The organism is Streptomyces sp. NPDC006208, from assembly GCF_040613775.1.
Classification (GTDB): Bacteria; Actinomycetota; Actinomycetes; order Streptomycetales; family Streptomycetaceae; genus Streptomyces.
Genome location: NZ_JBEXSW010000004.1, coordinates 153,600 through 179,139 on the forward strand (window position 1 = coordinate 153,600; position 25,540 = coordinate 179,139).

A 25,540-nucleotide genomic window follows, 5' to 3' on the forward strand; every position below is an offset into this window, starting at 1 on the left:
TCCTCCGGTCGGGCAAGCCCGGCACTCTCCGGAGGACCTCACAGGTCCGCGGCGGCCAGAACCTCGTCGGCGGCCCGCTCGCCGGAGCGCACCGCACCCTCCATCAGTCCGTGCATCAGCGTCGCCGACTCCGTACTCGCCCAGTGGACCCGGCCCACGGGCTCCCTCAGTGCGCTGCCGTAATTCGTCAGCGCGCCCGGCGGGAAATGGGCGACCATCCCGCCCAGCGACCACGGCTGGGCCGACCAGTCGGTCTCCAGATACGCGGTGGGGCGGCGCGCCGCTGAGCCGAAACGCTCAGCGAGCGCGTCCAGCCAGACATCCCGGCGCTGCTTGGGCTCCAGGCGCCCCAGTCGCACGGCCCCGGCACCGAACGCGTAGCTGCTCAGCACCCCTGGCGTGCCCGAGCGCGGAGTCTGGTCGATGGTGATCGGCACCAGCGACTCGGGCGCGAGCGACTGCCCCGACAACTGCTGCTGTCTCCAGAACGGCTCGGGGTATTCGGTGTGCACCCGGATGATCGTCCCGGGCACCAGCCGTTGCCGCAGATGGCTGTGTGCCGAGGGCAGCGGCGGTTCGAAGGAGATCCGGCCCGCCAGCACAGGTGGAGTGGCCACGATCACCCGCCGTGCTCGCACCGTGAGCGCGTCGGAGACGACCTGCACGTCGGTGGTGTTCTGCACGATCCTCCGGACCGGGCTGGACAGGTGCACCGCCGGTCCGAGGCGCTCGGCCATCCGCCGGGCCAGCTCGGGCGCCCCGCCGTCCACGAGATGGGATTCCGTCTTCCGGACGTCGGTGTAGTAGCCGAAACCACCGCCGCCGCGCGCCAGAACGAGCGCGCCCAGCAGCGAGACTTCCGCCGGGTCGGCGCAGAACAGCAGATTCATCGTCGACCTGATGAGCGTGTGTGCCGTGGCCGAGGGCACGTTGAGCGGGTGGGAGAGCCACTGCCCGAGCGTCCGGGCGTCCCACGCCCGTGCTCGTCGGGCCTTCCAGGGGGCATTCGCCGGAAGCCGCCGGGCCATCAGGTTCAGACGCAGGAACGCCAGCCCGAGTGAGGCGAGTGCCATGGGCCCTGCCTTGGGGATGCCGCCCCGGTAGCGGTGATCGAGCCCGTCGAGGCGCAGGAGGTGATCGCCCTCGTCGTACTGCGGATACACCTCGAGCCCCAGCTCCCGGCAGAGCTGGAACATCCTCTCCTGGCCCTTCCCCAGCCATGTGCCGCCCGCGGAGACCACGGTGCCGCCGGGAAGCTCCCGGTTCCAGACCCGGCCGCCCACCCGGTCCCTTGCCTCGAGCACCACGACTTCGCGTCCGGCTGCGGCCAGTTGCCTCGCGGCGGCCAGTCCGGCGAATCCGGCGCCCACGACGCACACGTCCGCTGTCATCTGCTTCACGACCCACCTCCACGGTCAGCCTCGCCCGCCGGGGTCCGAAGCGCCCGGTGGGTGATCCGGCCGGGCGTGACAGGAGGCCATTCGCGTGGTCCCTCCGCCGGGAACCGGCCCTGCGCCCGGCGGCGCCCCCCGTGCACCGCGGTCGGAAAGACGACCGTGGTCAGAGAGACCCTGGATCCGACGGCGCGGGAGGGCCGGGGAGCAGCCGCTCGACCAGTTCCGCGATCAGGTCGCCCGCCTGCTGCTCCGAGAACACGCCGGGCAGCGTCAGGCGCTCCACGACCAGCCAGTTCGCCGCCAGGTAGATCATCCTGACCGCGTCGGCGTCACCAGGCAGTCCGGCCGTGAGATGGGCGCTCACATTGTTCTCGACGTCCTCGCTGACGCGGGCGGTGAGCAAGGCGCGCAGTGCGGGCCGGCGGGTGGCCTCCAGGCGCAGTTCGAGCAGTGCGAGGTAGCCGGTGCCGAACGCCGAGACCCGCTCCACCACCTCCCGTACGAGCTGCGCCGTCCTGGCGCGGGTGGCCGGGCCGGTGCGCATGGCCTCCATCGTGGCCTCGTCCGGACGCAGGCGTTCGTAGATACGGGCGCCCGCCTGGTTGAGCAGGTCGTCGCGGTTGGCGAAGTAGTTGGAGGCGGTGCCCTTGGGGACACCGGCCTCGGCGTCGACGGCCCTGAAGGTCAGACCGCGCGCGCCGTCCCGGGCGAGCAGTTCGATCGCGGCGTCCACGAGCGCCGCACGCCGCGCCAGGTTCTGCCTCATGCCCTGCTCCTCACCGCTCACTGTCCCCGCTGCACCACTGCAAGCGTAGTGGTGCGGTCACGGGATGTTGAATGCCCGTATGAACCCCATGCATCACGACGACGCGAGCGAGTCCCAGGAGTCCTTCCGCGCGCTCCTGCGCACCCAGCGGGTGTGGGACATCTCCCTGCCCGCCTTCGACCCGGCCACCGCACCCGGTGCTCCGCTGCCGCTGTTCCACCGGTGGTTCGCCGAGGCCGTGGCGGCCGGGCAGACCGAGCCGCACACCATGACCCTGGCCACCGTGGACGACCAGGGGCGCCCTGACATCCGGACGCTGATGCTGCACGACGCGGACGAGCACGGCTGGCACTTCGCGTCGCACTCCACCAGTACCAAGGGACGCCAGCTCGCCGCCCTTCCCGAGGCGGCGCTCGGTTTCTACTGGGCCGCACAGGGCCGCCAGATCCGGCTGCGGGGACCGGTCGTCACCGCCTCGTCCACCGAGAGCCAGGCCGATCTGCACGCCCGCTCGACCGGTGCGCTGGCCGCCGCGCTGACCGGGCGGCAGTCCGACCTACTCGGTTCGCTCGACGAGCTGGCGCAGGTCTCGCACGCGGCATGGGAGCGGGCCCAGGCCGAGCCGGCGGCGCCGGTGCCGACCTGGACGCTGTACGTGCTCCGGCCCCGGGAGGTCGAGTTCTTCCAGGGGGAGGCGCGGCGGCAGCACGTACGGCTGCGCTACCGTCGCGACGCGGATTCCTGGGTCAGGGAGCTTCTGTGGCCGTGACGTGCGCCGCGCGCCGGGCAGCCGGGCGGAAGACGGGGACGGCCGGCGTGTCCCCTTCCCTGCGGAAGCACACCATCAGCTCCATCCCGATGCGCAGATCCTTCTCCTCGCACGCGACGATCTCGGTCATCATCCGCGGCCCCTCGGCGAGGTCCACGACGGCGGCGGTGTACGGGACGCGGTCGCCGAACGGCGGCAGGTCGTTGCGGTGCACGACGGACCAGGTGTAGAGCGTGGCCCGGCCGCTCGCCCGCGCCCAGTCGACGTCGTCGCTCCAGCAGTGCGGGCAGAACTCCCGCGGGTAGTGGTGGGCCAGTGCGCAGGCCCCGCAGCGACGGATCAGCAGCTCGCCGTCGGCCGCGGCGTCCCAGAAGGGGCGGGTGAAGTCGTCGATGTCCGGGGTCGCGGTCACAGGAAGAGTCCGATCGCGCTGTCGAGGGACCAGGTCTGCCAGGCCATGGCGAACAGGGCGACGAGCGATATGAGGGCCATCATGGCGTTCTGCCCCTGCTCCGCCCAGTCGTGGATCATCAGAACCAGATAGAGCAGATTGAGCAGCAGGCCGCAGACGAGGGCGACGGGGGTGAGGAAGCCGGTGACCAGCCCGAGCCCCAGGGCGAGTTCGGCGTAGACGACGAGGTACGCCATCAGCCTGGGCCGTGGCGCCACCACCTTTTCGAAACCGGTCCGCACCTGCGGCCACTTGTGCCTGCCGGCGACGTCGGCGGCCCAGGCGATACCGGTCCCCCGCTCGAACCAGCCCTTCTTGTCCTTGTGCCGCCAGCTCTCCAGCCACCACAGACCGAGGCCGATTCGCAGGACGGCGACCCATTCGGCGCCGGTGAGCCAGACGGTCTGCATCGGACCTCCCCACTTCCCCGTTCGCGTTCCTGACGGTACGTCAGTTCACCGGATGGGGCCGGTGCGCGCAAGAGGGCTACGGGGCGTGCACAAGAGCTCCGCGGCCGTGATCGATTCGCAACCGAACCCCGTCTTGACTGAGACCCATCAAGACGAGCGGTCATTACGCTCACGCCCATGGCAGACGAAAAGGGCAGTGACAGATACACGGGCATCGACCGGACGAACGACCGGCCCGTCTATGTCATCGGCGGCGGCCCGGGCGGGCTCGCCACTGCCGCCGCGCTGCGCGAGCGCGGTATACGCGCCGTGGTGCTCGAGAAGTCCCCGTCCGTCGCCGCCTCCTGGCGGCGCCACTACGACCGGCTGCGCCTGCACACCACCCGTCGGCTGTCCGGATTGCCGGGCCTGCCGATACCCCGATCGTCCGGCCGCTGGGTCTCACGGGACGACATGGTCCGCTACCTGGAGAAGTACGCCGACGTCCACGAGCTGGAGATCATCACCGGGGTCGAGGTCTCCCGGATCGAACCCGTGGGCGACGACTGGCTGCTGCACGCCACGGGCGGACGGCAGCTGACCGGGCGGGCCGTCGTGGTGGCCACCGGCCACAACCACACCCCGGAACTGCCCGACTGGCCGGGCCGCGCGGCGTACACACGGGAGTTGCTGCACGCGAGCGAGTACCGCAACGCCGCCCCGTACGCGGGCAAGGACGTACTCGTCGTCGGCGCCGGCAACACCGGCGCCGAGATAGCCGTCGACCTGGCCGAGGGCGGCGCCGCCCGGGTACGTCTCGCCGTACGCACCCTCCCGCACATCGTGCGCCGTTCCACCGCCGGCTGGCCCGCCCAGCGCTCCGGCATCCTGGTGCGCAGGCTGCCGGTACGGCTCGTGGACAGGGCGTGCGCACTGCTGGCGAAGGTGACCGTGCCCGACCTCACGGCGCACGGACTGCCGCGCCCCGACACGGGTCTGTACTCCCGGGCGAAGGACGGTGCGATCCCGGTCCAGGACGCCGGCCTGATCGACGCCGTGCGCAGCGGAAAGGTCGAACCGGTCGCCGCACTCTGGTCGTTGGACGACGACAAGGTGGTGCTCACGGACGGCACCCGTATCGCACCGGACGCGGTGATCGCAGCGACCGGCTACCGTCGCGGGCTCGAGGGGCTGGTCGGCCATCTCGGCGTGCTCGACGCCCGCGGCCGGCCGGTGACACGCGGCGGCCGCACCCCCGCCGAGGCGCCGGGGCTGTACTTCACCGGGTACACCAACCCCATCAGCGGCATGCTGCGCGAGATCGCCATCGACGCCCGCAGGACGGCCCGCGCCCTCGCGCGCCGGATCGCCCGGCAGGACGCCCGCAAGCGATGAGGGCCGGGTGCGCGCCCTTCACTCAGCGGGCGGCATCATCAAGGCCGTTGCTCAGGTCCCGCGCGTAGCCCATCCCCGGGAGGCCGCCCAGCCGGACCTCGCCGGTGGGCACGAATCCCGTACGGGCCAGTACGGCCTGCGACCCGGCGTTGTCGAGCGTGGTCGCCGCCCGCAGCAAGGTCAGGCCGTACTCGGTGACAGCCAGGGCGCACACCTGCCGGACGGACGCGGTGGCCAGCCCCTGGCCGGCGGCCTTCGCCGCGATCCGGTAGCCGAGCTCGGCGGATCCGTCGGCCACATCGACCAGATTGATCCGCCCCAGCACCTCGCCGCCGCTGCCCACCAGCACATGGAAGTGACACAGCCCGGCGGCCTGCTCGGCAAGCAGGCCGCTGTGCCGTGCGTCGAAGTGGGCGAAGTAGTCGTCCCCGCGGTCCGGTACGGAGGCCGCGAAATAGGCCCGGTTCTCCTGCTCGAACGCGAGCAGGGCCGGGGCATGGCCGGGGCGAAGACGTTGGAGTGCGGGCACGGGGGAACGGTAGGCGTCCGCCCGCTCGGGGCGCCAGCGCTTTCGCGCGCCCGCGCCTCTCCGGACAGGGCCTGGCGCGGACCGGGGAGGCGATTGTTCCCGGCTCCCGCTGTTTCTGCTCGCAGCGGTGTTCCTGACGTCTCGTCAGTTCTGTAATCTGACAGTGTGTCAGTTGGCGAGCGAGCTCGGCACGACGAGCAGGAGCGGGGACCAGCGATGCTTGGATCTACTCACGGCACCCTCACCTCCGACCTTCGCGCGCGCGTGGTCGCCTGCGGGGAGACGCCCCGGGACGCCGTCCACGAGACGGCCACCGTCACGGCGTCCGCCGGCGATCTCGATGTCAGCGGCCGCCCGCTGTACGCGCCCGTCCCCGATCTCGACCGGTTCTTCAGGCCCGGATCGGTGGCCGTCGTCGGCGCGTCCGACGCCGAAGGGCGGCCGACCGCCGGAATCACCCGGCAGCTCGTCGCCTGGGCGGAGCGCGTCGGCACCCGGCTGCACCCCGTGCACCCCCACCGGACCTCCGTATTCGGACTGCACTGCGTCCCCTCCGTCCGTGAGCTGCCCGAGCCCGTCGACCTGGCCGTGCTGCTGGTCGCCGACCCCCTCCCGGTGATCGAGGAACTCGGCGAGGCCAAGGTGAAGTTCGCCGTGGCGTTCGCCTCCGGGTACGCCGAGACCGGCGCGCAGGGTGCTGCCGCCCAGGCCCGGCTGGCCGCCGCCGTGGAGCGCTCCGGCCTCAGGCTGCTCGGCCCCAACACCAACCTCAACGCCTTCGAACGCTTCCGGGACGACCTCGAAGGGCCCGCGGTCGCCCTGATCACCCAGTCCGGCCACCAGGGACGGCCCGTGTTCACCATGCAGGAGCTGGGCGTACGCCTGTCCCACTGGGCGCCCACCGGCAACGAGGCAGACCTGGAGAGCTCCGACTTCATCTCGTACTTCGCCGAGCACCCCGACGTCGGCGCCATCGCCTGTTACCTCGAAGGGCTCAAGGACGGCCGCTCCTTCCTCCTCGCCGCCGACCGGGCCGCCCGGCGCGGGGTCCCGGTCGTCGCCGTGAAGGTGGGCCGCACCGAGACCGGCGCGCGCACCGCCGCCTCCCACACCGGCAAGCTGACCGGAACGGACGACGTGGTGGACGCGGCGATGCGGCAGTTCGGTGTGATCCGGGTGGACGGGCTCGACGAACTCCAGGACACGTCCGCCCTGTTGGCGCGAGCACGCCCGCCGGTCGCCGACGGGGTCGCCGTCTACTCGATCTCCGGCGGGACCGGCGCGCACTTCTCCGACCTGGCGACCGCGGCCGGGCTGCGGATCCCCCAGCTGTCCGAGGCCAAGCAGGCCGAACTGCACCAGTGGATACCGCCGTACCTGAACGTCGCGAACCCGATAGACAACGGCGGCCACCCCGTGGGCGACTGGCGCGGCCGGAAGATCATCGACGCGATCCTGGCCGACCCGTCGGTCGGCGTGCTGATCTGCCCGATCACCGGCCCCTTCCCGCCGATGAGCGACCGGCTCGCGCAGGACCTGGTGGACGCGGCGGAGACCACCGACAAGCTCGTGTGCGTGGTGTGGGGCTCGCCGCTGGGCACCGAGGCCGCGTACCGCGAGACACTGCTCGGCTCGTCCCGGCTCGCCACGTTCCGTACGTTCGCCAACTGCATCACGGCCGTACGCGCCCACCTGGAGCACCACCGCTTCACCGCGCACTACCGCTCGCCCTTCGACGAGGCCCCGCGCACCCCCTCCCCGTCCTTCCGCAAGGCGCAGGCCCTGATGCGGCCGGGCAAACAGCTGAGCGAGCACGCGGCGAAGCAGCTGCTTCGCGCGTACGGGATCCGGGTGCCGCGCGAGCAGCTGGTCACCAGCGCGGCGGCCGCGGTCCGGGCGGCCGGGCTGATCGGCTACCCCGTCGTCATGAAGGCCTCGGCGCCGCAGCTCGCCCACAAGACCGAACTCGGCCTGGTCAAGGTGGGCCTGACCTCGGCGAGCCAGGTACGCGACGCGTACCGGGAACTCACCGACATCGCCCGTTACGAGGGCGTCGAGCTCGACGGGATCCTGGTCTGCCAGATGGTGGAGTGGGGTGTGGAAATGGTCGTCGGGGTCACCCGGGACGCGCTGTTCGGCCCGACGGTGACGGTCGGTCTCGGCGGGGTGCTGGTGGAGGTCCTGCGGGATGCGGCCGTACGCGTCCCGCCGTTCGGGGAGGACCAGGCCCGCACGATGCTCACGGAACTGCGCGGCCGGGCCCTGCTGGACGGGGTGCGGGGCGGGCCGCCCGTGGATGTGGACGCGCTGGTGGAAGTGGTGCTGCGGGTCCAGCGGATGGCGCTGGAGCTGGGCGACCAGCTCTCCGAGCTGGACATCAACCCGCTGATGGTGCTGCCGCGGGGGCAGGGCGCGGTGGCGCTCGACGCGCTGGCGGTGTGCCGATGAGCGCCGCGGTGCTCCACCGCATGGAGGGCGCGGTCTCGTGGATCACGCTGAACCGCCCCGAGGCCATGAACGCGGTGACCTGGGACCAGCGGGAGCGGATCATCGCGCTGCTGGCGGAGGCGTCCTCGGACCCCGCCGTACGGGCGCTCGTCCTCACCGCGACCGGCAAGGGCTTCTGCGCGGGCGCGGACCTGCGCGGCGGCCCGTCGGCGGGCTCTGCGGACGCTGCGGGTTCCGCAGGATCGGCGGGATCGGCGGACTCGGCGCGTGACCGGATCGCCGGGGACGTCTCCCGGATGATCCGCCTGGGCGCCCAGCGCCTGATCGCGGCCGTCCTGGACTGCGAGAAGCCGGTGATCGCCGCGGTCAACGGCACGGCGGCGGGCATCGGCGCGCATCTGGCGTTCGCCTGCGACCTGGTGCTGGCGGCGGAAGGGGCCCGTTTCATCGAGGTGTTCGTCCGCCGCGGTCTGGTCCCGGACGGCGGCGGAGCGTATCTGCTGCCCCGGCTGGTGGGCCCGCAGCGGGCCAAGGAGCTGATGTTCTTCGGCGACGCCCTTCCGGCGGCCGAGGCGGCCCGCCTGGGCCTGGTCAACCGGGTGGTCGCCGCGTCCGACCTGGAGAAGACGGCCCGCGCGTGGTCCGAGCGCCTGGCGACCGGCCCCACAAGGGCGTTGGCGCTGACGAAGCAGCTGGTGAACGCGTCCCTGGACGTGGACCGTACAACGGCCTTCGCGGCGGAGGCGACGGCCCAGGAACTCAACATGACCACGCGCGACGCGAACGAGGGCGTAGCGAGCTTCGTGCAGCGCCGACCGCCGGAGTTCGAGGGCCGGTAGCACTGCGCACCGGGAGCCACCGCTCGACCGCGCGAGCTGACGCCGGCCACCGGCCCCGGTCCCTCACGCCGGAGCTCCGGACGGCCGAACGGCCTACTCCTTGTCGAGGATGTGCAGGTCTCCTGAGTCCGGGTCGCCGAACAGGGCGAAGAGTTCGGGATCGTCTTCCGTGCCGCCGATGGTCCAGTCCGTCAGCCGCGCGCAGCTGCCGACGTCGATGCGGACCACCGCCCGCTCGCCGGCGGACGGACCGTCCACGCGATGCCACGTGCCGGTTCCTGTGCAGCGCGACAGCGCGTCGTCGGTGAAGTGGTAGTCCTCGCCTTCGTACGGCACCGAGTCCACCACGGCCCGGCCGTCCGGGTGGAGGCGGACGACCGCGCCGTCGTCCCGGCCCTGCCAGACACCCGTGAGCTGCCGCTCCGTCAGATTCGGCGGCTCGTACTCCGTGATGACGCCGGTGAGCAGCGCGGTGACACCCAGGACGAGTGTGGCCCCGACCAGACCCGCGCCGGCGACGGAGGTGCGCCGCCAGATCTTCGGCTTCGCCGACGATGCGCTCCTACGGCGCCAGTAGGCGGCGCTCAGTGCCGGGAGCACCCCGCTCGCCGCGATCCACAGCCAGGCCGGTGCGTAGGAGACATCGAAAAGGAGGGCAGCCCCGGCCGCGTACACGGATGCGAGCGCCGCGAGACTCCCGGCCGTCCAGACCCACTCGGGGCCCGCCCAGCGCCGTGTGGCCGCACCCGCGGCGAGAGTCACGGGCAGCGTGTACGCCCCGGCGTGGGCCCACCCGGCCAGGGCCAGTACGAGCGGCCCGATCCCGCACATGCACAGGAGGCCGAACGCGGCCAGACCGCCCCCGTACCCCACTCCATAGCTGTCGTCGCCGAGCGAGAGGATCATCATGGCGAGCGCCGTGGCCGCCGCCTGCCAGGCGAAGGCGGCCGCTGCGGCCTGGACGGTCGTGTCCTGCGCATCGGCCTGCGGGCCGGGCCCCCGCCGCTGTACCTGCATTCTTTCCGCCCCCATCGTCCTGACGACCCGGCCGGGCCTGTGCCGCACTCCGGAATCACCTCGGTTTGAACATGTTCAAACCGAGGTGAACGTACCGCACTCCGCTCCCGCGACCCCACCGGGGTTCCCATCTGACGATCCGTCAGCTTCAATGGAGGCGTGATGGGACACGCAGGGATGGCCGCCGCCGCCGTCCGCTACCTCCGGTCGGCCGGGGCCCCCACAGCCGCCGAGCCGTACGAAACGATGCCGCGCCCCGTACTGCGGGCCGTCGGCGACGACGAGCGGCCGCCGGTCGACGCCGGCGAGTTCCGTCGCGTGCTCGGCCACTTCGCGACCGGCGTCACGGTGGTCACCGCGTACGACGACGACGGGCCCGCCGGTTTCGCATGCCAGTCCTTCACGTCCCTGTCCCTCGACCCGCCCCTGGTCGCCTTCATGGTCGCCCGCACCTCGGCCAGCTGGCCGCGCATCGCCCGCGCCGGGGCGTTCTGCGTCAACGTGCTGGGCGACCACCAGGGCGAGCTGTGCCGCGCCTTCGCGGTCAGCGGCGCGGACAAGTTCGCCGGGGTCACCTGGGCCCGTTCCGCCGCGACCGGATCACCCCTGCTGGCAGGCGTACCGGCCTGGATCGACTGCACGATCCAGACGGTCCACACCGGCGGCGACCACCTCATCGTGGTGGGCCGGGTGGAGATTCTGGACGCGGACCAGGACGGCGCACCCCTGCTCTTCCACCGCGGCCGGTTCGGACGGTTCACGTCGTAGGCCGGCCGCCAGGAGGCGCTCACGTCGCAGGCCGTCCGGGGGCGCTCACACGCCGGCGCCCTCCAGCCTGGGCAGCGGCTTCCGCCTGATCACCAGGGCCATCAGCGCCGCCGCCGCGCACAGGGCCCCCGAGGCGTACCAGACCACGTCGTACGAGCCGAAGACATCGCGCGCCATGCCGCCCACGAAGGCGACGACGGCCGCGCCCACCTGGTGGGAGGCGAGCACCCAGCCGAAGACGATCGCGCTGTCGTCGCCGTAGTGCTCGCGGCACAGGGCGATCGTCGGCGGGACCGTGGCCACCCAGTCCAGGCCGTAGAAGACGATGAAGAAGAGCATCGGCGGATGGACGGAGGGAGCCAGCAGCACGGGCAGGAAAAGGAGCGAGATGCCGCGCAGGGCGTAGTAGACGGCCAGCAGCCGCCGCGCCTCGAAGCGGTCGGTGAACCAGCCCGATGCGATCGTGCCGACGACATCGAAGACCCCGATGACGGCGAGCAGCGAGGCGGCCGCCGTGATCGGCATGCGGTGGTCATGGGCCGCCGGGATGAAATATGTCTTGACCAGGCCGTTCGTCGATGCGCCGCAGATCGCGAAGGAGCCGGCGAGCAACCAGAACGGGCCGGTGCGGGCCGCCCGGAACAGCACCGTGACCGCGCGCCGGGCCGCGCCCGGCACCGGATCGGGCTTGGGCGTGAAGCCCTCGGCACCGTATGCCGCGATGCCCACGTCCGCCGGGTGGTCGCGCAGCAGCAGCCAGACGAAGGGGACGACGGCCAGCGCGGAGAGCGCCACGGTGACCGCGGCGGGCCGCCAGCCGTGGTTCTCCACCAGCCAGGACAGCAGCGGCAGGAACACCAGCTGACCGGAGGCGCCGGCCGCCGTGAGGATGCCGGTGACCAGGCCACGGCGCCGGACGAACCACCGGTTGGTGACGGTCGCGGCGAACGCGAGCGCCATGGACCCGCTGCCGAGGCCGACGAGGATGCCCCAGTACAGGACCAGTTGCCACGAGGCCGTCATGAAGACGGTCAGCCCGGAGCCGACGGCGATCACGGTCAGCGCGACCGCGACGACCCGGCGGATGCCGAACCGGTCCATCAACGCCGCGGCGAACGGCGCGGTCAGCCCGTACAGCGCGAGGTTCACCGAGACGGCGAAGCCGATCGTGCCCCGCGACCAGTCGAACCGGTCGTGCAGCGGCTCGATCAGCAGACCCGGCAGGGAGGCGAAGGCGGCGGCGCCGGTGATCGTCACAAAGGTGACGGCCGCGACGAACCATGCGCGGTGGACACGGGGAGTGCGGCGCAGCGGCTCGGGACTGCCGGACCGGGCGGAGAGATCGGTTGTCTGGGTCACGTCACCCAGCATCCGGGGCCGTTCACTGTGCAACGAGTGGCCCGAGGGACAGCATTCGATACGATCGGGCCATGACCGTCCCGCAGAACCCGAAGCACGACGAGCAGCGCGGCGCGCCGAAGCGCCACCGCGTCGTCGTCATCGCCATGCCGCAGGTCATCCCGTTCGAGCTCGGCATCCCGCACCGCATCTTCGGCCGCGCATTCTCCGCCGACGGCGAGCCGCTCTACGAGGTCGTCACCTGCGCCACCGCCCCCGGTCTCGTCCGCGCCGAGGCGGACTTCTCGCTGTACGTCGAACACGGCCCGGAGGCCCTCGAGGACGCGGACACGGTCATCGTCCCGGCCGCCTACGAACCGGATGTCCTCTATCGCGAGGGGCGGCTGCCCGACGATCTGGCCGAGCTCTTCCGCCACGTCCGCCCGGGCACGCGCATGGCCTCCATCTGCACCGGCAGCTTCATGCTGGCGGCGGCCGGCTATCTGGACGGCAGGCCCGCCACCACCCACTGGCACTGGGCGGACCGCTTCCAGCGGCTCTTCCCCACCGTCAAGGTCGACCCCGACGTGCTCTACATCGACGACGGCGACGTGCTGACGTCGGCAGGGGTGGCGGCCGGTATCGACCTGTGCGTGCACATGGTGCGCCGCGATCACGGCGCCGCGGTCGCCAACGACGTCGCCCGGCGCTCCGTCGTACCGCCGCACCGCGACGGCGGACAGGCCCAGTACATCCACCGGCCCCTTCCCGAACCGCAGGTCGCGACCACCACCACCGCGCGGGCCTGGGCGCTGCGCCGCCTCCATGGCCCGATCCAGCTGCGGGACATGGCCGACCAGGAGTCCATGAGCGTACGGACCTTCACCCGGCGCTTCCGCGAGGAGGTCGGCATCAGCCCGGGGCAGTGGCTCACCCAGCAGCGTGTCGAACGGGCGCGGCATCTGCTGGAGTCGACGGACCTGTCGGTCGACCAGGTGGCACGGGACGCGGGGTTCGGCACCGCGCAGTCGATGCGCCAGCATCTGCAGGCGGCGCTCGGCGTCCCGCCCACCGTCTACCGCCGTACCTTCCGCGCCACCGCGGACGGCGGGAACGGCAGCGGCAGGAACGGGAACACCGTGCGCGGCGCCTGACCGTCACATCGTCAGCACGCCGCGGGCCACCCGCCCGTGGTGCGCGTCGTCCGCAGCCTTCGCGAAGTCCTCGATCGGATAGGTCTCGGTGACCAGTTCGTCGAGCAGCAGTCGCCCCTGCCGGTACAGCTCGGCGTACAGCGCGATGTCGCGCTGCGGGCGGGAGGAGCCGTAGCGGCAGCCCAGGACCGCCTTGTCCAGGAACAGCGCCGCGGGCAGGAACGTCGCCTCGGCCGTCGGCGCGGGCATGCCGAGCAGGATCGCCTGGCCGCCGCGGTCCAGAAGCTCTATCGCCTGCCGGACGAGGGCGGTGTTGCCGACGCACTCGAAGACATGGTCGGCGCCGGTCGGCAGGATCTCGCGTACGCCCTCCGTGGAGGTCAAGAACGCGGTGGCGCCGAACTGACGGGCCACGGCCTCCTTCGCCGGATTCGCGTCGACGGCGACGATCACGGACGCGCCGGCGATCCGGGCGCCCTGCAGGACGTTGAGCCCGACGCCGCCGGTCCCGATGACGACGACGCTCTCCCCGCGGTCGACCCTGGCGCGGTTCAGTACGGCTCCGACTCCCGTGAGCACACCGCAGCCGATCAGCGCGGCGGAGGTGAGCGGGATGTCCACGGGAATCCTCACCGCCTGGACCGCCTTGACGATCGTCAGCTCGGCGAAGGCGGAGTTGGCTGCGAACTGGAACAGCGGCCGGCCGCCGCGGGAGAACGGGCGGCCCGGCCGGCCGATCGCCTTGCGGCACATCGTGGGCCGGCCGCGGTCGCAGTCCGCGCAGGCGCCGCAGTTGGCGAGCGTGGACAGGGCGACATGGTCGCCGGGCACGACATGGCCCACTCCGGGGCCGACCGCCTCGACGACACCCGCGCCCTCGTGACCGAGTACCACCGGCACGGGGAACGGGATCGTGCCGTCGATCACCGACAGATCGCTGTGGCACAGACCCGCGGCGGCCACGGCGACCAGGACCTCGCCGGGACCGGGGGCGCGTATCTCCAGATCGTCGACGACCTGGGCCTGCTTCCCGTCGAACACCACGCCCTTCATCTGGGCTCCCTCGGTAGGCCGAGCACCCGCTCGGCGATGATCGTGCGCTGGATCTCGTCCGAGCCGCCGTAGATGGTGTCGGCCCGGGAGAAGAGGAACAGATGCTGGAGATCGTCGAGTTCGTACGACCCCGGCGCCCAGGCGCCCGGTCCGGTGGTGGCCCCCGCGCCCCGCACCTGCATCGCCAGCTCACCGAGCCGCTGATGCCAGCGGCCCCACAGCAGCTTGGCGACGCTGGGGGCACCCGGGTCGTCCCCGGCACCCAGTGTGCGCAGGGCGTTCCAGCGCATGGTGCGCAGGTCGGCCCACAGGTCGACGAGACGCTGCCTGATGACGGGGTCGGCGATCGCGTCGCTGCCGGCGGCCAGATCCACCACCCGTGCGAGCTCCTCCTCGAACCCGATCTGCTGCACCAGGGTGGATACGCCGCGCTCCAGGGCGAGCAGCCCCATCGCGACACGCCACCCGTTGCCTTCACCGCCCACGACGTCCGTGGCCTCGGCGCCGTCGAAGAACACCTCGTTGAACTCCGCGGTCCCGGACATCTGCCGGATCGGCCGGACCTCGATCCGCCCGGGCTGGCGCATGGGCACGAGCAGGAACGACAGCCCGTGATGGCGTCTGGCGGCCGGGTCGGTGCGGGCCAGTACGAAGCAGTGGTCGGCGTCCCGGGCGTGCGAGGTCCAGATCTTCTGCCCGGTGACGCGGTAGGTGTCCCCGTCACGGACGGCGGCGGTCCTGACCCCGGCGAGGTCGGAGCCGGCGCCTGGTTCGCTGTAACCCTGGCACCAGATCTCCTCCCCACGGGCGACGGCGGGCAGATACCGGCCCTTCTGTGCCGCGCTGCCGTAGGCGATCAGGGTGGGGGCGAGGAGGTTCTCGCCGATGTGCCCGATCCGGGCGGGGCCGCCGGCGCGCGCGTACTCCTCGCCCCATACGACCTGCTGGGTGAGCGTCCCGGTCCGGTTCCCGTACGTCCCGTCGCCCCACCCGAGTCCGATCCATCCCCCGCGCCCGAGCTCACGCTCCCAGTCGCGGGCGGAGCGCCCGCCGACCGGGTGCGCCGCGAGCCACTCGCGTGCATCCCGCCGAAATGCGAGGTCGGCGTCCTCGAGCCCGAAGTCCACCCTTCGCCTCCTGTCCGGGGGTGGTTTCTTCTCCCACCCACCGCCCTTGATGTCGGAGGTACGGGGTGCCCCCGACGCCTCCTGCAGAAGGTGCGCACCCTGCCGAGCGGACGCTCCGCGCCCCCGGCGGCACGACCGGTCAGCGAGCTCGCCACGGCGCTGCGCGCCAAGACCCCCGCGTGCACGCTTGCCCGCACGTCCGCCGGGGCGGGCGCCGCGCGCCGCCACTCGGGCAACGCACCGTCCGGGGAACTTCTTCGTCCCACCCCGGCGCCCTGATGTGGCACCCGTGCCGGGTCGCAGACCGGCGCCGCGGTTGTCACCTGCAGCGATCGGGCGGGTGGGCGGTGCTGCCACGCCCGCGCACAGTGGGCGCACCACCCACCGGGCAGGACCGGTGCCCGGGAGCGACCCGCACCGGAAGAACAACCCTCGGTGCGACCCCTGCCCCGCGTCACCCGTTCGGCCGGTCACCGCGCGCCGCCGCCGCGGACATCTCCGACAGCCGCGCCAGCATCGGCATCGGGTCCGTCCCCACCGTGCCCGGCAGGAAGTCCGCGATCCGCTCCGGCGTCCACGCACCGCCCTCAGCGTACCCGGCGCGCAGTTCCCGCGGCTGCGCCCACACCGCGATCTTGGGGCCCGCAATCGTGTAGACCTGGCCCGTGATCCGCTCCTCGCGGGCCCGGTCGGAGAGCAGGTAGACCACCAGCGCGGCCACGTCCTCCGGCTCGCCGATCTCCTTGAGTTCCATGGGGACGTTCGCCGACATCCGGGTCCGCGCGACCGGCGCGACCGCGTTCGCCGTGACGCCGTACTTGTGCAGGCCCAGCGCCGCGCTCCGCACGAGCGAGATGATTCCGCCCTTCGCCGCCGCGTAGTTGGCCTGGGCCACCGATCCCTGGTGGTTGCCGCTGGTGAAGCCGATCAGTGTCCCGGACCCCTGCTTGCGCATCACCGCCGACGCCGCCCGGAACACCGTGAACGTGCCCTTCAGATGGGTGGCGACGACCGGGTCCCACTCCTGCTCCGACATGTTGAAGAGCATCCGCTCGCGCAGAATGCCCGCCACGCACACGACCCCGTCGATGCGCCCGTACTCCGCGAGTGCGACATCGACCACCCGCTGCCCGCCGGCCATCGTGGCGATGTCGTCCGCGACCGCGACCGCCGAACCTCCGGCCGCCTCGATCTCCTTGACGACCGCCGCCGCGATCTCGCTCGTCGGCTCGCCGCCCTCGATCGAGACGCCGTAGTCGTTGACGACGACCTTCGCTCCTTCGGCAGCCGCGGCCAGCGCCACCGCCCGGCCGATGCCGCGCCCGGCACCCGTCACGGCGATGACCTTGCCCGACAAGAAGTTCCCCACGCCCGGCCCCTTCCCGCAGTTTCTGACGGACCGTTAGATTCTACGGTCAGTCAGATACCCGCGCACAAGCCCCAGGAGGCCCGATGTCCCTGCCGGCCGAGTTCCACGACATCGCCAAGCGCGTGAACAACTGGGGGCGCTGGGGCGAGGACGACGAGATCGGCACACTCAACCTGATCACCGGCACCGTGGTCAGGGACGCCGCCGCCCAGGTGCGCCGCGGTCTGCGCATCCCCCTCGCGCTGCCCCTGCACCAGGACGGCCTCCAGACCGGCATGATCCCGGGCCGGGTGAACCCCCTGCACACCATGGTCCAGATCAACCAGGAGCTCTTCGGTCCTGGCACCGTCGCCACCAGCGACGACGCCGTCACCATGGGCCTGCAGGCCGCCACCCACTGGGACGCTCTCACCCATGTCTCGCACTCGGGGCGTATCTACAACGGCCGCCCCGCCGGCACGATCACCGCGCACACCCGGTCCCGCTTCAGCGGCATCGACAAGGCCACACCGGTGATCTCACGCGGGGTGCTTCTCGACGTGGCCCGCGCGAAGGGCCTGGAGCGGCTGCCGGGAGACCATGCCGTCACGCCCGAGGACCTCGACGAGGCCGCGGAGTTCGGCGGTGTGACGGTCCGCGCCGGTGACATCGTGCTCGTACGGACGGGGCAGATGCAGCTCTGCCTGGGCGGCGACAAGCACGGCTACGGCTACCCGTCCCCCGGACTGTCCGTCCGCACCCCGGAGTGGTTCCACGCCCGCGATGTCGCCGCCGTCGCGAACGACACCCTCACCTTCGAGATCTTTCCGCCGGAGATCGAGAACCTGTGGCTGCCCGTGCATGCACTCGATCTCGTCGAGATGGGCATGCTCCAGGGGCAGAACTGGAATCTGGAGACGCTGTCCACAGCCTGTGCACAAGAGCAGCGGTACGCGTTCCTGCTGTCGGCGATGCCCGAGCCGTTCGTCGGCGGCACCGGTACGCCGGTCGCCCCGGTGGCGGTCCTGTGAGCCGGCCTGGACCGGATACGTCAGGCGCCGCGTGTGATCGCGTACGCCCCCGGCTCGTACACCGGCGGGACGACCGTCGGGGCACACCTGTCCACCTCGCACCAGATGGACTTCCCGACGCCCTCGCGCTGCCAGCCCCAGCGGTCCGCGAGCCCGTCGACCAGAGCCAGGCCCCGCCCGTTGGTGTCGTCACCGTCCGCGCGACGGCGCTGCGGCGGGCTGGCGCTGATGTCGACGACCTCCACCCGCACGGTGCCGGCCTCCGACGCCCCCGATCCGAAGAGCATCCGCAGCACGGCCGGACAACCGGTGTGCACCACGGCGTTGGTGACCAGCTCCGAGATCAGCAGGATCAACGTCTCGGCCAGTGGCTCGTCGTCCGGGACCCCGGAACCGACGAGCCGCGAACGTGCCCATCTGCGAGCGCGCCCCACCTCCGCGGGATCAGGCCCGACTTCCAATTGCACCTGAAGCACCTGCACCGCTCACACCATCCGAACCGGCGGACACATCGCCTCGCGCCTCAACACCATCACGGAATGTGATTCCCTTACGAGACAGCATGGTTGACGTACAGTCACCGCAACAAGCGCTTCGGGCATATTCCAGCGGGACGGAGTACCCATGGTGCATACTGTGCGACGCACATCGCGGAGCATCGAACAAAGACGCCAAACGGGTACGCAAAGCCGGTCCGCACAGGCCGGAAGGCATACGTCCCCCGGCCCGGAGCGACCGCGTCGGCAGCACGGTGAGGCCCCGCGAGGCTTCCCGTACTCACAGCGACTCCCATCCCACGGAGCGTACCCGAGGCAGGTCGCAACTCCGGGCCGTGACAAGTCGGACGAAGGACACAACCCGATATCAACGCACGGTGACGGATCAGAGTGCCAAGGCCAAGGCCTCGGCCTGGATCTCCTCCGCACGGTCCGCGGTCAGCCACATCTCGGCCCGCAGCCAGGCCCGTTTGAGGTGGAGATGGACGTCGGCCTCCCAGGTGAAGCCCATGCCGCCGAAGATCTGGAGGCAGTCGCGGGCATTGCCGGCCGCCGCCTCGTCGGCGAGCAGTTTGGCGCCGGCCGTCTCGACGGGGTCGGCGGTGACGGCGGCGGCGTAGACGGCGGTGCGGGCGAGTTCGGCGCGTACCAGCATCCCCGCGCACAGATGCTTGACGGCCTGGAAGCCGCCGATGGGCCGGCCGAACTGGGTGCGTTCCCCCGCGTACCGCACGGCCATCTCGGTGGTCCGCGCGGCGGAGCCCACCTGCTCCGCGGCGGTCAGCAGCGTCCCGACCGGATCCGGGGGCGCGGGCCGCACCCGGTGCAGGGGTGTGAGCGGGTCCACGGACCGTACGGCCACGGCGTCCACGACCTCGCCGCGCACGACGTCGGCGGCGTCCAGCCAGGGCACGAGCGCACCCGCGGCCGCGGTCACCACGGTCTCCCCGGTGGCGGCGCCGGGTACGAGTCCCGCGGCGAGATGGGTGGCCACGACCGGGCCGGGCACCAGCGCCCGCCCGAGTTCCTCGAAGACGACGGCGGCGTCGGCGAGCCCGAGCCCGACCCCACCGTCGGCCTCCGGCAGCCGCAACGAGAACACGCCGGCCTCCCCGAGCACGCGCCACAGCTCCCGGTCGAGCGGGGGTGACGACGTCGACCCACCCTGCTCCCGGGAGCCGGCCCCCGTCCCCCTGTCCCCGCCGCGGGATGCCGGCGCGGCCCGGCGGGCCGGGTCCTGCTCCTCGGGAGGAAGGGAGGCCGGGGGGTCCAGCGCCGCCCGGAGCGCGGTGCGGTCCCAGCGGGCCGCGAGCAGTTCGCGCACGGCACGCCGCAATGCCCGTTGGTCCTCGGTCGGTTGGAAGTGCATGGCGCGCGCTCACCGGTCCTTCGGAAGGCCGAGGATCCGCTCGGCGACGATGTTCCGCTGGATCTGGGACGTGCCGGCCGCGATCGTGTACGACAGCGAGGACAGCCGGTCCAGCGTCCAGTCCCGCGACAGGTCCAGCGCGTCGGGCCCGAGGACCTCGGCGGCCGTGTCGTACAGCTCCTGGCGCGCGTGCGAGTAGCGGAGCTTGAACACCGAGCCGCCCGTCCCGGGGACGCCGCCCGTCGCCTGGGCCTCGCTGACGTTCCACTGGATGAGCCGCCACAGCGCCGCGAACTCGGCATGCAGACGGCCCAGCCTGCGGCGCAGCACCGCATCGTCCCAGCGGCCGTTCGCGCGAGCCGTGCGGGCCAGTTCGCCCAGCGTGCGGCGGCAGGCGACGACCTCGCCGACGAAGGCCGTGCCGCGCTCGAAGGAGAGGGTGACCATGGTGACGCGCCAGCCGTCGTTCTCCGCGCCGACACGGTTCGCGACCGGGACGCGGACCTCGTCCAGGAAGACCTCGGCGAACTCCGTGGACCCGGCCAGCGTGCGCAGCGGCCGTACGGTGATGCCGGCGGCGTCCATCGGCATGGCCAGCCAGGAGATACCGCGGTGCTTCGGCGCGTCCGGGTCCGTGCGCACCAGCAGTTCGCACCAGTCGGCCACCTCCGCGTGCGAGGTCCAGATCTTCGACCCCGTCACCACGTACGCGTCGCCGTCCCGCACGGCGCGGGTGCGCAGTGCGGCGAGGTCGGAGCCGGCGTCCGGTTCGCTGAAGCCCTGGCACCAGACCGCCTCGCCCGTGAGGATCGGCCGCAGCCAGCGCTCCCGCTGCTCCGCCGTGCCCTCCGCGTCGATCGTCGGCCCGGCGTGCAGCAGCCCGACGAAGTTGGCGCCCACATACGGCGCTCCGGCCGTCTCCGTCTCCTCCAGGAAGATCAGCCGCAGGGTCGGGGAGGCGTCCCAGTGGACGTCCGCGTACCCGGCGTCGAACAGCGCCCGCTGCCAGGCGGTGTCGTACTTCCGGCGTCCCGGCCAGTCGTCCGGCGACGGCTTCGGCGGCAGGGTGGGCAGCGCCACCGCCAGCCACGCGCGCAGCCTCGCCCGGAAGTCCTCCTCCTCGGCCGTGTACGTGAGGTCCACTAGCGGTCCAGATCCAGGTCCAGCATCCGGATCGCGTTGCCGCGCATCAGCTTGTAGACGGTCTCGTCGTCGAGATCCTTCACATGGTCGAGCGCGACCTCCTTGGTGTGCGGGAAGGTCGAGTCGACATGCGGGTAGTCGGTCTCGAAGGTGGCGTTGTCCCGGCCGACCACGTCCAGCGACGCGACTCCGTGCTTGTCGCGGAAGAAGCAGCAGAAGATCTGCCGGTAGTAGTACGTGGACGGGGGCTCGGGGATCAGGTCGCGTACGCCGCCCCAGGCCCGGTGCTCCTCCCACACGTCGTCGGCGCGCTCCAGGGCGTACGGGATCCATCCCATCTGGCCCTCGCTGTACGCGAGCTTGAGCCGGGGGAACCTGACCAGCACCCCGCTGAAGAGGAAGTCCATCATCGAGGCCATCGCGTTGTTGAAGGACAGGGACGCCTGCACGGCAGGGGGCGCGTCCGGGGACGCCGCCGGCATCTGGGAGGACGAACCGATGTGCATGTTGACGACCGTGCCGGTCTCCTGGCAGGCCGCGAAGAACGGGTCCCAGTAGCCGCAGTGGATGGACGGCAGTCCGAGATGGGTGGGGATCTCGGAGAACGTCACGGCGCGCACGCCGCGCGCGGCGTTGCGGTGGATCTCGGCGACCGCCAGGCCGATGTCCCACAGGGGGATGATGCACAGCGGGATCAGCCGTCCGCCGCTGTCGCCGCACCACTCCTCGACCATCCAGTCGTTGTAGGCGCGCACGCAGGCGAGCGCGACCTCCTTGTCCTTCGCCTCGGCGAAGGTCTGGCCGCAGAAGCGCGGGAAGGTGGGGAAGCACAGGGACGCCTCGACATGGTTGAGGTCCATGTCCCTGAGCCGTTCCACCGGGTCCCAGCAGCCGCGCCGCATCTCCTCGCGGGTGATGCCCTCGAGCGTCATGTCGTCGCGGTCGAAGCCGACGGCGGCGATGTTGCGCTTGTACGGGAACTTCAGGTCCTCGTAGATCCACCAGTCCGCCGGCGGCCCGTCCGGGTCCATCGTGATCCGGTATTTCCCGCCGATGTACGCGAGCTCGCCGATCCCGGCGGTGAGGGGCCTCGGCCCGCGGTCGCGGTACTTCGCCGGAAGCCAGGTCTCGAAGAGATGCGCCGGCTCGATCACATGGTCGTCGACGCTCACGATCCGGGGCAGTTCCTGTTCCATCGAGGCCTCCGCTGCCGACTTATTTCTGACGGGTCGTCAGAAATCAGGCTAGCCCCGCACCCCTGGACCGACAAGGCGGCGGGCCCTACGCTCTCCCCGCACGATCTGACTGCCCGTCAGTTATAGCCATCTCTCGCCAAGGGGGTCCGGCATGCACGAGACCGCACACGCACTGGGTGAGGCCCGCACACTCTGGGAGCTCGTCGACCGCCGCGCCGCCCTCACCCCCGGCCGCCCCGTCCTCCTCCAAGGCGACCGCACCCTCACCTTCGGCGGCCTGCGGGACGGCGCCGAACGGGCCGCCGCCGGCCTGTACGCCATGGGGGTACGGCCCGGCACGGTCGTCGCCTGGCAACTGCCCACCCGGATCGAGACGGTCCTGCTCTCCGTGGCCCTCGCCCGGCTCGGCGCCGTGCAGTCGCCGGTCATCCCGTTCTACCGGGACCGCGAGGCCGGCTTCGCACTGCGCGAGTCGAAGGCCGAGTTCTTCGCCGTGCCCGGCGAATGGCGGGGCTTCGACCACACCGCGATGGCGGACCGGATCGGGGCGCGCGGTGTCTTCGAGGCGTACGCCTCGCTCCCCGACGGCGATCCCTCGACGCTCCCTGCGCCCCCCGCCCGGGGCACGGACGTACGCTGGATCTATTGGACCTCGGGCACCACGTCCGACCCCAAGGGCGTGCTGCACACCGACCGTTCACTGATCGCGGGCGGATCGTGCCTCGCGCACGCGCTGCGCCTGTCGCCGGACGACATCGGCTCGATCGCGTTCCCCTTCGCCCACATCGGCGGTCCGGACTATCTGGTGATGCTGCTCCTGTACGGGTTCCCGGCGGTCCTGTTCGAGCAGTTCGCGCTGCCCGGCGCACTGGCGGAGTACCGCAGACACGGGGTGACGACCGCCGGCGGGTCCACCGCCTTCTACTCCATGTTCCTCGCCGAGCAGCGCAAACAGCCCGGCGAGAGGCTGATCCCCACGCTGCGGCTGCTGGCCGGCGGCGGCGCGCCCAAGCCTCCGGAGCTCTATCACGCCGTCGTCCGCGAGATGGGCTGTCTGCTCACCCACGGCTACGGCATGACCGAGGTCCCGATGATCACGATGGGCTCGCCCGACGACACCCCCGAGAACCTCGCCACCACCGAGGGCAGGCCGCCCGCCGGGATGGAGATACGCATCGTCGACGGCGAGGTGCGGCTGCGCGGCGAAGCCGTCTGCCAGGGCTACCTCGACGGTGGCCGGTCGGCCGACGCCTTCGACTCCGACGGTTTTCTGCGCACCGGCGACCTCGGCCGGATCACCGAGAGCGGTCATCTGGTCCTGACCGGGCGCCTCAAGGACGTCATCATCCGCAAGGGCGAGAACATCTCCGCGCAGGAGATCGAGGAACTGCTGCACCGGCACCCGGCGGTGGGCGACGCCGCGGTGATCGGGCTGCCCGATCCCGAACGCGGCGAACGGGTCTGCGCGGTCGTCGAACGGGCGGCGGGAGCCGAAGACCTCACGCTCGACGCGGTGACCGCGTATCTGCGGGGGGAGGGCCTGTCCGTCCACAAACTGCCGGAGCAGCTCGAGGTGGTGGATGCCCTCCCCCGGAACGACACCCTGCGCAAGGTGCTGAAGTACAAGCTCAGGGAGCGGTACACGTGAGGCCGCGTGCCGGTGGTGCGCGTGGGGCTACTTCGGCTGCTCGGGAGTGACGTAGTACGAGGCGAAGCCGCTCAGGACCTCTTCCTCGGAGATCCGGCCGTCACCGTCCGCGTCCAGGGCCGCGGCGGCCTGGTCCGCGGCCGGCGCCTCCACGCCCAGGGCACGCAGCACCCGCGCCGCCGCCTGTGGTGTCACGCCGTTGCCGTCCTCGTCGGCGATGGCGATCACCGCATGCAGGAACGGGCGGGCGATCTCGCCGAACCGGTGCGGATTGTCGCGCAGCCGCTTCACCGCGCCCGTGACGAACTCCTGGCGGGTGACCCGCTGGTCACCGTCCACGTCGGCGATGCCCGCCATGCCCTGCCAGAACGCCTCGGCGCCGCTGTAGAGAGCCTGGCCCTTGTCGGACCGTGCGGTGACGGAGAACTCCGCCAGCAGGGCTGCCGCGGCCCCGCTGAAATCCTCACGGTCGATGTAGCCGTTGCCGTCCTGATCGAAAGCGGCGAAGCGGGAAGCGATCTTCCGCTCATACTCTGCGCTGTCCATGCGGGGAGAGTACGGCCCCGCGAGCTGACGCGTGCACGTACCCGGCTAATTGCATGGTGACGACATCCCGGCGAAGGGCAGGTGACGGGCGTGCGGGACCTCCGCCGAACGTCAGGCGGACAGCGGCCGGGCCCCCTCGTCGGTGGCCGAACCGGCGTCCGCGTACACCTCGAAGAGGCGGCGTACGCCCAGCGCGCCCAGCACCCGGTTGACGTGCGAGCCGTCCTCCGCGCCCTGTGCGGGCAGTATCAGGCGCAGCCGGCCGCGGCAGGAGCGCAGCAGCCGGCGGGTGGCGATCAGTACGCCGACACCGCTGGAGTCGCAGAAGAACACCCCGGACAGATCGAGCACCAGATCGTGCCGCCCGGCGGCGACCACATCATGGACATGCTGGCGGACCATGGGGGACGAGACGAGATCGAGCTCGCCGCACACGTGGAGCACGGTCCACCCGTCCTGCCGGGTCTCTGCCACATTGAGCATCACCACGTCCGGACCTCTCCTTGGGCCGGCCGCGCGCGACCGGAAGCCGTACTTCCACCGCCGCCTGCCCCACCGTTCTCCGCTGAAACGCGATACCCGACACCCAGGCCGCGGGGCTCTACCACCTGGGGCGGCTCCGGGGGATGTACTTGCCGCAAAGGGGAGTGCCTACGTCGTTAGGCGCACTACATTCGATGGAAGGCAGGACGGGAGCAGGGCAGGCACGGGCGTCGGGCTTGGGGGCCGCATGGCAAAGGACACACCACCGCGCTGGGACCGCAGGATGCAGCAGCGGCTCGCGCGGGGCGAGGCCGCCGCGCTCGGAGAGCTGTACGACAGGTTCGCGGCGCTCGTGCACAGCCAGGCCCACCGGGTGCTCGACGACGAGGACGCCGCCGACCAGGTCACCCGCGAGGTCTTCGGCTACATCTGGGAGAACCCGGACGCCTACGACCCCAAGCTGGGCTCGATGCGCTCCTGGGTGGCCAAACTCACCAACAGCCAGGCCGTGCACCGGCTGCGCGAGACCGAGGCCGCCGCGCTGGCACAGGGCGGCGGGGGCACCTCGGAGGAGCTGGAGCAGAAGGTGCGCAGGGCAGCCGTCGCGGCCCGCGCCGACTACATCCGCACCTCCATGCCGGCACCGCTGCGGGCCGCGCTGGAGCTGGCGTACTTCGAGCGCAGGGACTACCGCCAGACCGCGGCGGATCTCGGGGTCACCGAGGACGAGGCCAGACGCCGGCTGCGCCTGGGCCTGCAGCTGCTGTCCACCGCGCAGACCCGGTCGCTGGAAGGCTCGTCACCACCCGGCTACGGACGGTCGCTGTGAACGGGCCGCT

At 71.8% G+C, this 25,540-nt stretch carries 25 protein-coding genes; 9 read left to right on the top strand and 16 right to left on the bottom strand.

Going from position 1 to position 25,540, the window contains the following annotated elements; all coding sequences use genetic code 11:
• Window positions 1-38 precede the first annotated feature (38 nt).
• Both ABZ208_RS04525 and ABZ208_RS04530 read right to left on the bottom strand, forming a co-directional pair.
• Entirely contained in the window at window positions 39-1,391 is a 1,353-nt protein-coding gene (locus ABZ208_RS04525; RefSeq protein ID WP_356908171.1) for an FAD-dependent oxidoreductase, read from the bottom strand.
• A gap of 169 nt (window positions 1,392-1,560) precedes the next feature.
• Entirely contained in the window at window positions 1,561-2,163 is a 603-nt protein-coding gene (locus tag ABZ208_RS04530; RefSeq protein ID WP_356908091.1) for a TetR family transcriptional regulator, read from the bottom strand.
• Window positions 2,164-2,251: 88 nt separating this feature from the next.
• On the opposite strand from ABZ208_RS04530, the gene ABZ208_RS04535 reads away from it, so the two are divergent.
• On the top strand, window positions 2,252-2,932 hold the full coding sequence (locus tag ABZ208_RS04535; protein ID WP_356908172.1) for a pyridoxal 5'-phosphate synthase: 681 nt from the start codon (window positions 2,252-2,254) through the stop codon (window positions 2,930-2,932).
• Here ABZ208_RS04535 and ABZ208_RS04540 read toward each other — a convergent pair.
• Together ABZ208_RS04540 and ABZ208_RS04545 are read right to left on the bottom strand one after the other, a co-directional pair.
• Entirely contained in the window at window positions 2,910-3,344 is a 435-nt protein-coding gene (locus ABZ208_RS04540) for a Zn-ribbon domain-containing OB-fold protein (RefSeq protein ID WP_356908092.1), read from the bottom strand. The two genes, ABZ208_RS04535 and ABZ208_RS04540, sit on opposite strands and share 23 nt — an antisense overlap.
• Complete coding sequence (locus ABZ208_RS04545) at window positions 3,341-3,793, bottom strand: DoxX family membrane protein (protein ID WP_356908093.1); 453 nt, start codon at window positions 3,791-3,793, stop codon at window positions 3,341-3,343. The genes ABZ208_RS04540 and ABZ208_RS04545 overlap by 4 nt, the downstream gene beginning before the upstream one ends.
• A 177-nt stretch (window positions 3,794-3,970) precedes the next feature.
• On the opposite strand from ABZ208_RS04545, the gene ABZ208_RS04550 reads away from it, so the two are divergent.
• Complete coding sequence (locus ABZ208_RS04550) at window positions 3,971-5,167, top strand: NAD(P)/FAD-dependent oxidoreductase (RefSeq protein ID WP_356908094.1); 1,197 nt, start codon at window positions 3,971-3,973, stop codon at window positions 5,165-5,167.
• A 22-nt stretch (window positions 5,168-5,189) separates the two neighbouring features.
• Here the strand turns inward: ABZ208_RS04550 and ABZ208_RS04555 are convergent, their stop codons facing one another.
• On the bottom strand, window positions 5,190-5,696 hold the full coding sequence (locus ABZ208_RS04555; protein ID WP_356908095.1) for a GNAT family N-acetyltransferase: 507 nt from the start codon (window positions 5,694-5,696) through the stop codon (window positions 5,190-5,192).
• A 216-nt stretch (window positions 5,697-5,912) separates the two neighbouring features.
• Here ABZ208_RS04555 and ABZ208_RS04560 point away from each other — a divergent pair, with 216 nt between their 5' ends.
• The gene (locus tag ABZ208_RS04560) at window positions 5,913-8,144 is read left to right on the top strand and encodes an acetate--CoA ligase family protein (RefSeq protein WP_356908096.1); all 2,232 of its coding nucleotides are present in this window, start codon (window positions 5,913-5,915) and stop codon (window positions 8,142-8,144) included.
• Complete coding sequence (locus ABZ208_RS04565; RefSeq protein WP_356908097.1) at window positions 8,141-8,983, top strand: enoyl-CoA hydratase-related protein; 843 nt, start codon at window positions 8,141-8,143, stop codon at window positions 8,981-8,983. Before ABZ208_RS04560 ends, ABZ208_RS04565 begins: the two co-directional genes overlap by 4 nt.
• Before the next feature lie 93 nt (window positions 8,984-9,076).
• Here the strand turns inward: ABZ208_RS04565 and ABZ208_RS04570 are convergent, their stop codons facing one another.
• Window positions 9,077-10,000, bottom strand: coding sequence for a hypothetical protein (locus tag ABZ208_RS04570; protein ID WP_356908098.1), 924 nt, complete (start codon window positions 9,998-10,000; stop codon window positions 9,077-9,079).
• A 177-nt stretch (window positions 10,001-10,177) separates the two neighbouring features.
• Here ABZ208_RS04570 and ABZ208_RS04575 point away from each other — a divergent pair, with 177 nt between their 5' ends.
• On the top strand, window positions 10,178-10,768 hold the full coding sequence (locus ABZ208_RS04575; RefSeq protein WP_356908173.1) for a flavin reductase family protein: 591 nt from the start codon (window positions 10,178-10,180) through the stop codon (window positions 10,766-10,768).
• Between the two features lie 45 nt (window positions 10,769-10,813).
• Here ABZ208_RS04575 and ABZ208_RS04580 read toward each other — a convergent pair whose 3' ends face one another.
• Window positions 10,814-12,139, bottom strand: coding sequence for an MFS transporter (locus ABZ208_RS04580; RefSeq protein WP_356908099.1), 1,326 nt, complete (start codon window positions 12,137-12,139; stop codon window positions 10,814-10,816).
• A gap of 59 nt (window positions 12,140-12,198) precedes the next feature.
• Here ABZ208_RS04580 and ABZ208_RS04585 point away from each other — a divergent pair, with 59 nt between their 5' ends.
• Window positions 12,199-13,260 carry a helix-turn-helix domain-containing protein gene (locus ABZ208_RS04585; protein WP_356908100.1) on the top strand — a complete coding sequence of 354 codons (1,062 nt, stop codon included), beginning with the start codon at window positions 12,199-12,201 and terminating at the stop codon, window positions 13,258-13,260.
• Between the two features lie 3 nt (window positions 13,261-13,263).
• On the opposite strand, the gene ABZ208_RS04590 is transcribed toward ABZ208_RS04585, so the two are convergent.
• The 3 genes from ABZ208_RS04590 to ABZ208_RS04600 form a co-directional block, all read right to left on the bottom strand.
• A complete protein-coding gene (locus ABZ208_RS04590; protein WP_356908101.1) occupies window positions 13,264-14,313 on the bottom strand; it encodes an alcohol dehydrogenase catalytic domain-containing protein in 1,050 nt (349 codons plus the stop codon).
• Entirely contained in the window at window positions 14,310-15,440 is a 1,131-nt protein-coding gene (locus ABZ208_RS04595) for an acyl-CoA dehydrogenase family protein (protein ID WP_356908102.1), read from the bottom strand. Before ABZ208_RS04595 ends, ABZ208_RS04590 begins: the two co-directional genes overlap by 4 nt.
• A gap of 454 nt (window positions 15,441-15,894) precedes the next feature.
• Window positions 15,895-16,809 carry an SDR family NAD(P)-dependent oxidoreductase gene (locus tag ABZ208_RS04600; RefSeq protein WP_356908103.1) on the bottom strand — a complete coding sequence of 305 codons (915 nt, stop codon included), beginning with the start codon at window positions 16,807-16,809 and terminating at the stop codon, window positions 15,895-15,897.
• Between the two features lie 83 nt (window positions 16,810-16,892).
• On the opposite strand from ABZ208_RS04600, the gene ABZ208_RS04605 reads away from it, so the two are divergent.
• Complete coding sequence (locus ABZ208_RS04605; RefSeq protein WP_356908104.1) at window positions 16,893-17,819, top strand: cyclase family protein; 927 nt, start codon at window positions 16,893-16,895, stop codon at window positions 17,817-17,819.
• A gap of 20 nt (window positions 17,820-17,839) precedes the next feature.
• On the opposite strand, the gene ABZ208_RS04610 is transcribed toward ABZ208_RS04605, so the two are convergent.
• From ABZ208_RS04610 to ABZ208_RS04625, 4 genes are all read right to left on the bottom strand, one after another.
• The gene (locus ABZ208_RS04610) at window positions 17,840-18,301 is read right to left on the bottom strand and encodes an ATP-binding protein (protein ID WP_356908105.1); all 462 of its coding nucleotides are present in this window, start codon (window positions 18,299-18,301) and stop codon (window positions 17,840-17,842) included.
• 400 nt (window positions 18,302-18,701) lie between these two features.
• The gene (locus ABZ208_RS04615; RefSeq protein ID WP_356908106.1) at window positions 18,702-19,685 is read right to left on the bottom strand and encodes an acyl-CoA dehydrogenase; all 984 of its coding nucleotides are present in this window, start codon (window positions 19,683-19,685) and stop codon (window positions 18,702-18,704) included.
• Window positions 19,686-19,694: 9 nt separating this feature from the next.
• A complete protein-coding gene (locus tag ABZ208_RS04620; protein ID WP_356908107.1) occupies window positions 19,695-20,828 on the bottom strand; it encodes an acyl-CoA dehydrogenase family protein in 1,134 nt (377 codons plus the stop codon).
• Entirely contained in the window at window positions 20,828-22,024 is a 1,197-nt protein-coding gene (locus ABZ208_RS04625; RefSeq protein ID WP_328399283.1) for an amidohydrolase family protein, read from the bottom strand. Before ABZ208_RS04625 ends, ABZ208_RS04620 begins: the two co-directional genes overlap by 1 nt.
• A 151-nt stretch (window positions 22,025-22,175) precedes the next feature.
• On the opposite strand from ABZ208_RS04625, the gene ABZ208_RS04630 reads away from it, so the two are divergent.
• On the top strand, window positions 22,176-23,672 hold the full coding sequence (locus ABZ208_RS04630; protein WP_356908108.1) for an AMP-binding protein: 1,497 nt from the start codon (window positions 22,176-22,178) through the stop codon (window positions 23,670-23,672).
• Window positions 23,673-23,699: 27 nt separating this feature from the next.
• Here ABZ208_RS04630 and ABZ208_RS04635 read toward each other — a convergent pair whose 3' ends face one another.
• Together ABZ208_RS04635 and ABZ208_RS04640 are read right to left on the bottom strand one after the other, a co-directional pair.
• A complete protein-coding gene (locus ABZ208_RS04635; protein ID WP_356908109.1) occupies window positions 23,700-24,218 on the bottom strand; it encodes an EF-hand domain-containing protein in 519 nt (172 codons plus the stop codon).
• Between the two features lie 111 nt (window positions 24,219-24,329).
• Window positions 24,330-24,704 carry an STAS domain-containing protein gene (locus ABZ208_RS04640; RefSeq protein ID WP_328405787.1) on the bottom strand — a complete coding sequence of 125 codons (375 nt, stop codon included), beginning with the start codon at window positions 24,702-24,704 and terminating at the stop codon, window positions 24,330-24,332.
• 244 nt (window positions 24,705-24,948) lie between these two features.
• Between ABZ208_RS04640 and ABZ208_RS04645 the strand changes: the two genes are divergently transcribed.
• The gene (locus ABZ208_RS04645; RefSeq protein WP_328399280.1) at window positions 24,949-25,530 is read left to right on the top strand and encodes a sigma-70 family RNA polymerase sigma factor; all 582 of its coding nucleotides are present in this window, start codon (window positions 24,949-24,951) and stop codon (window positions 25,528-25,530) included.
• The last annotated feature ends 10 nt before the right edge of the window (window positions 25,531-25,540 follow it).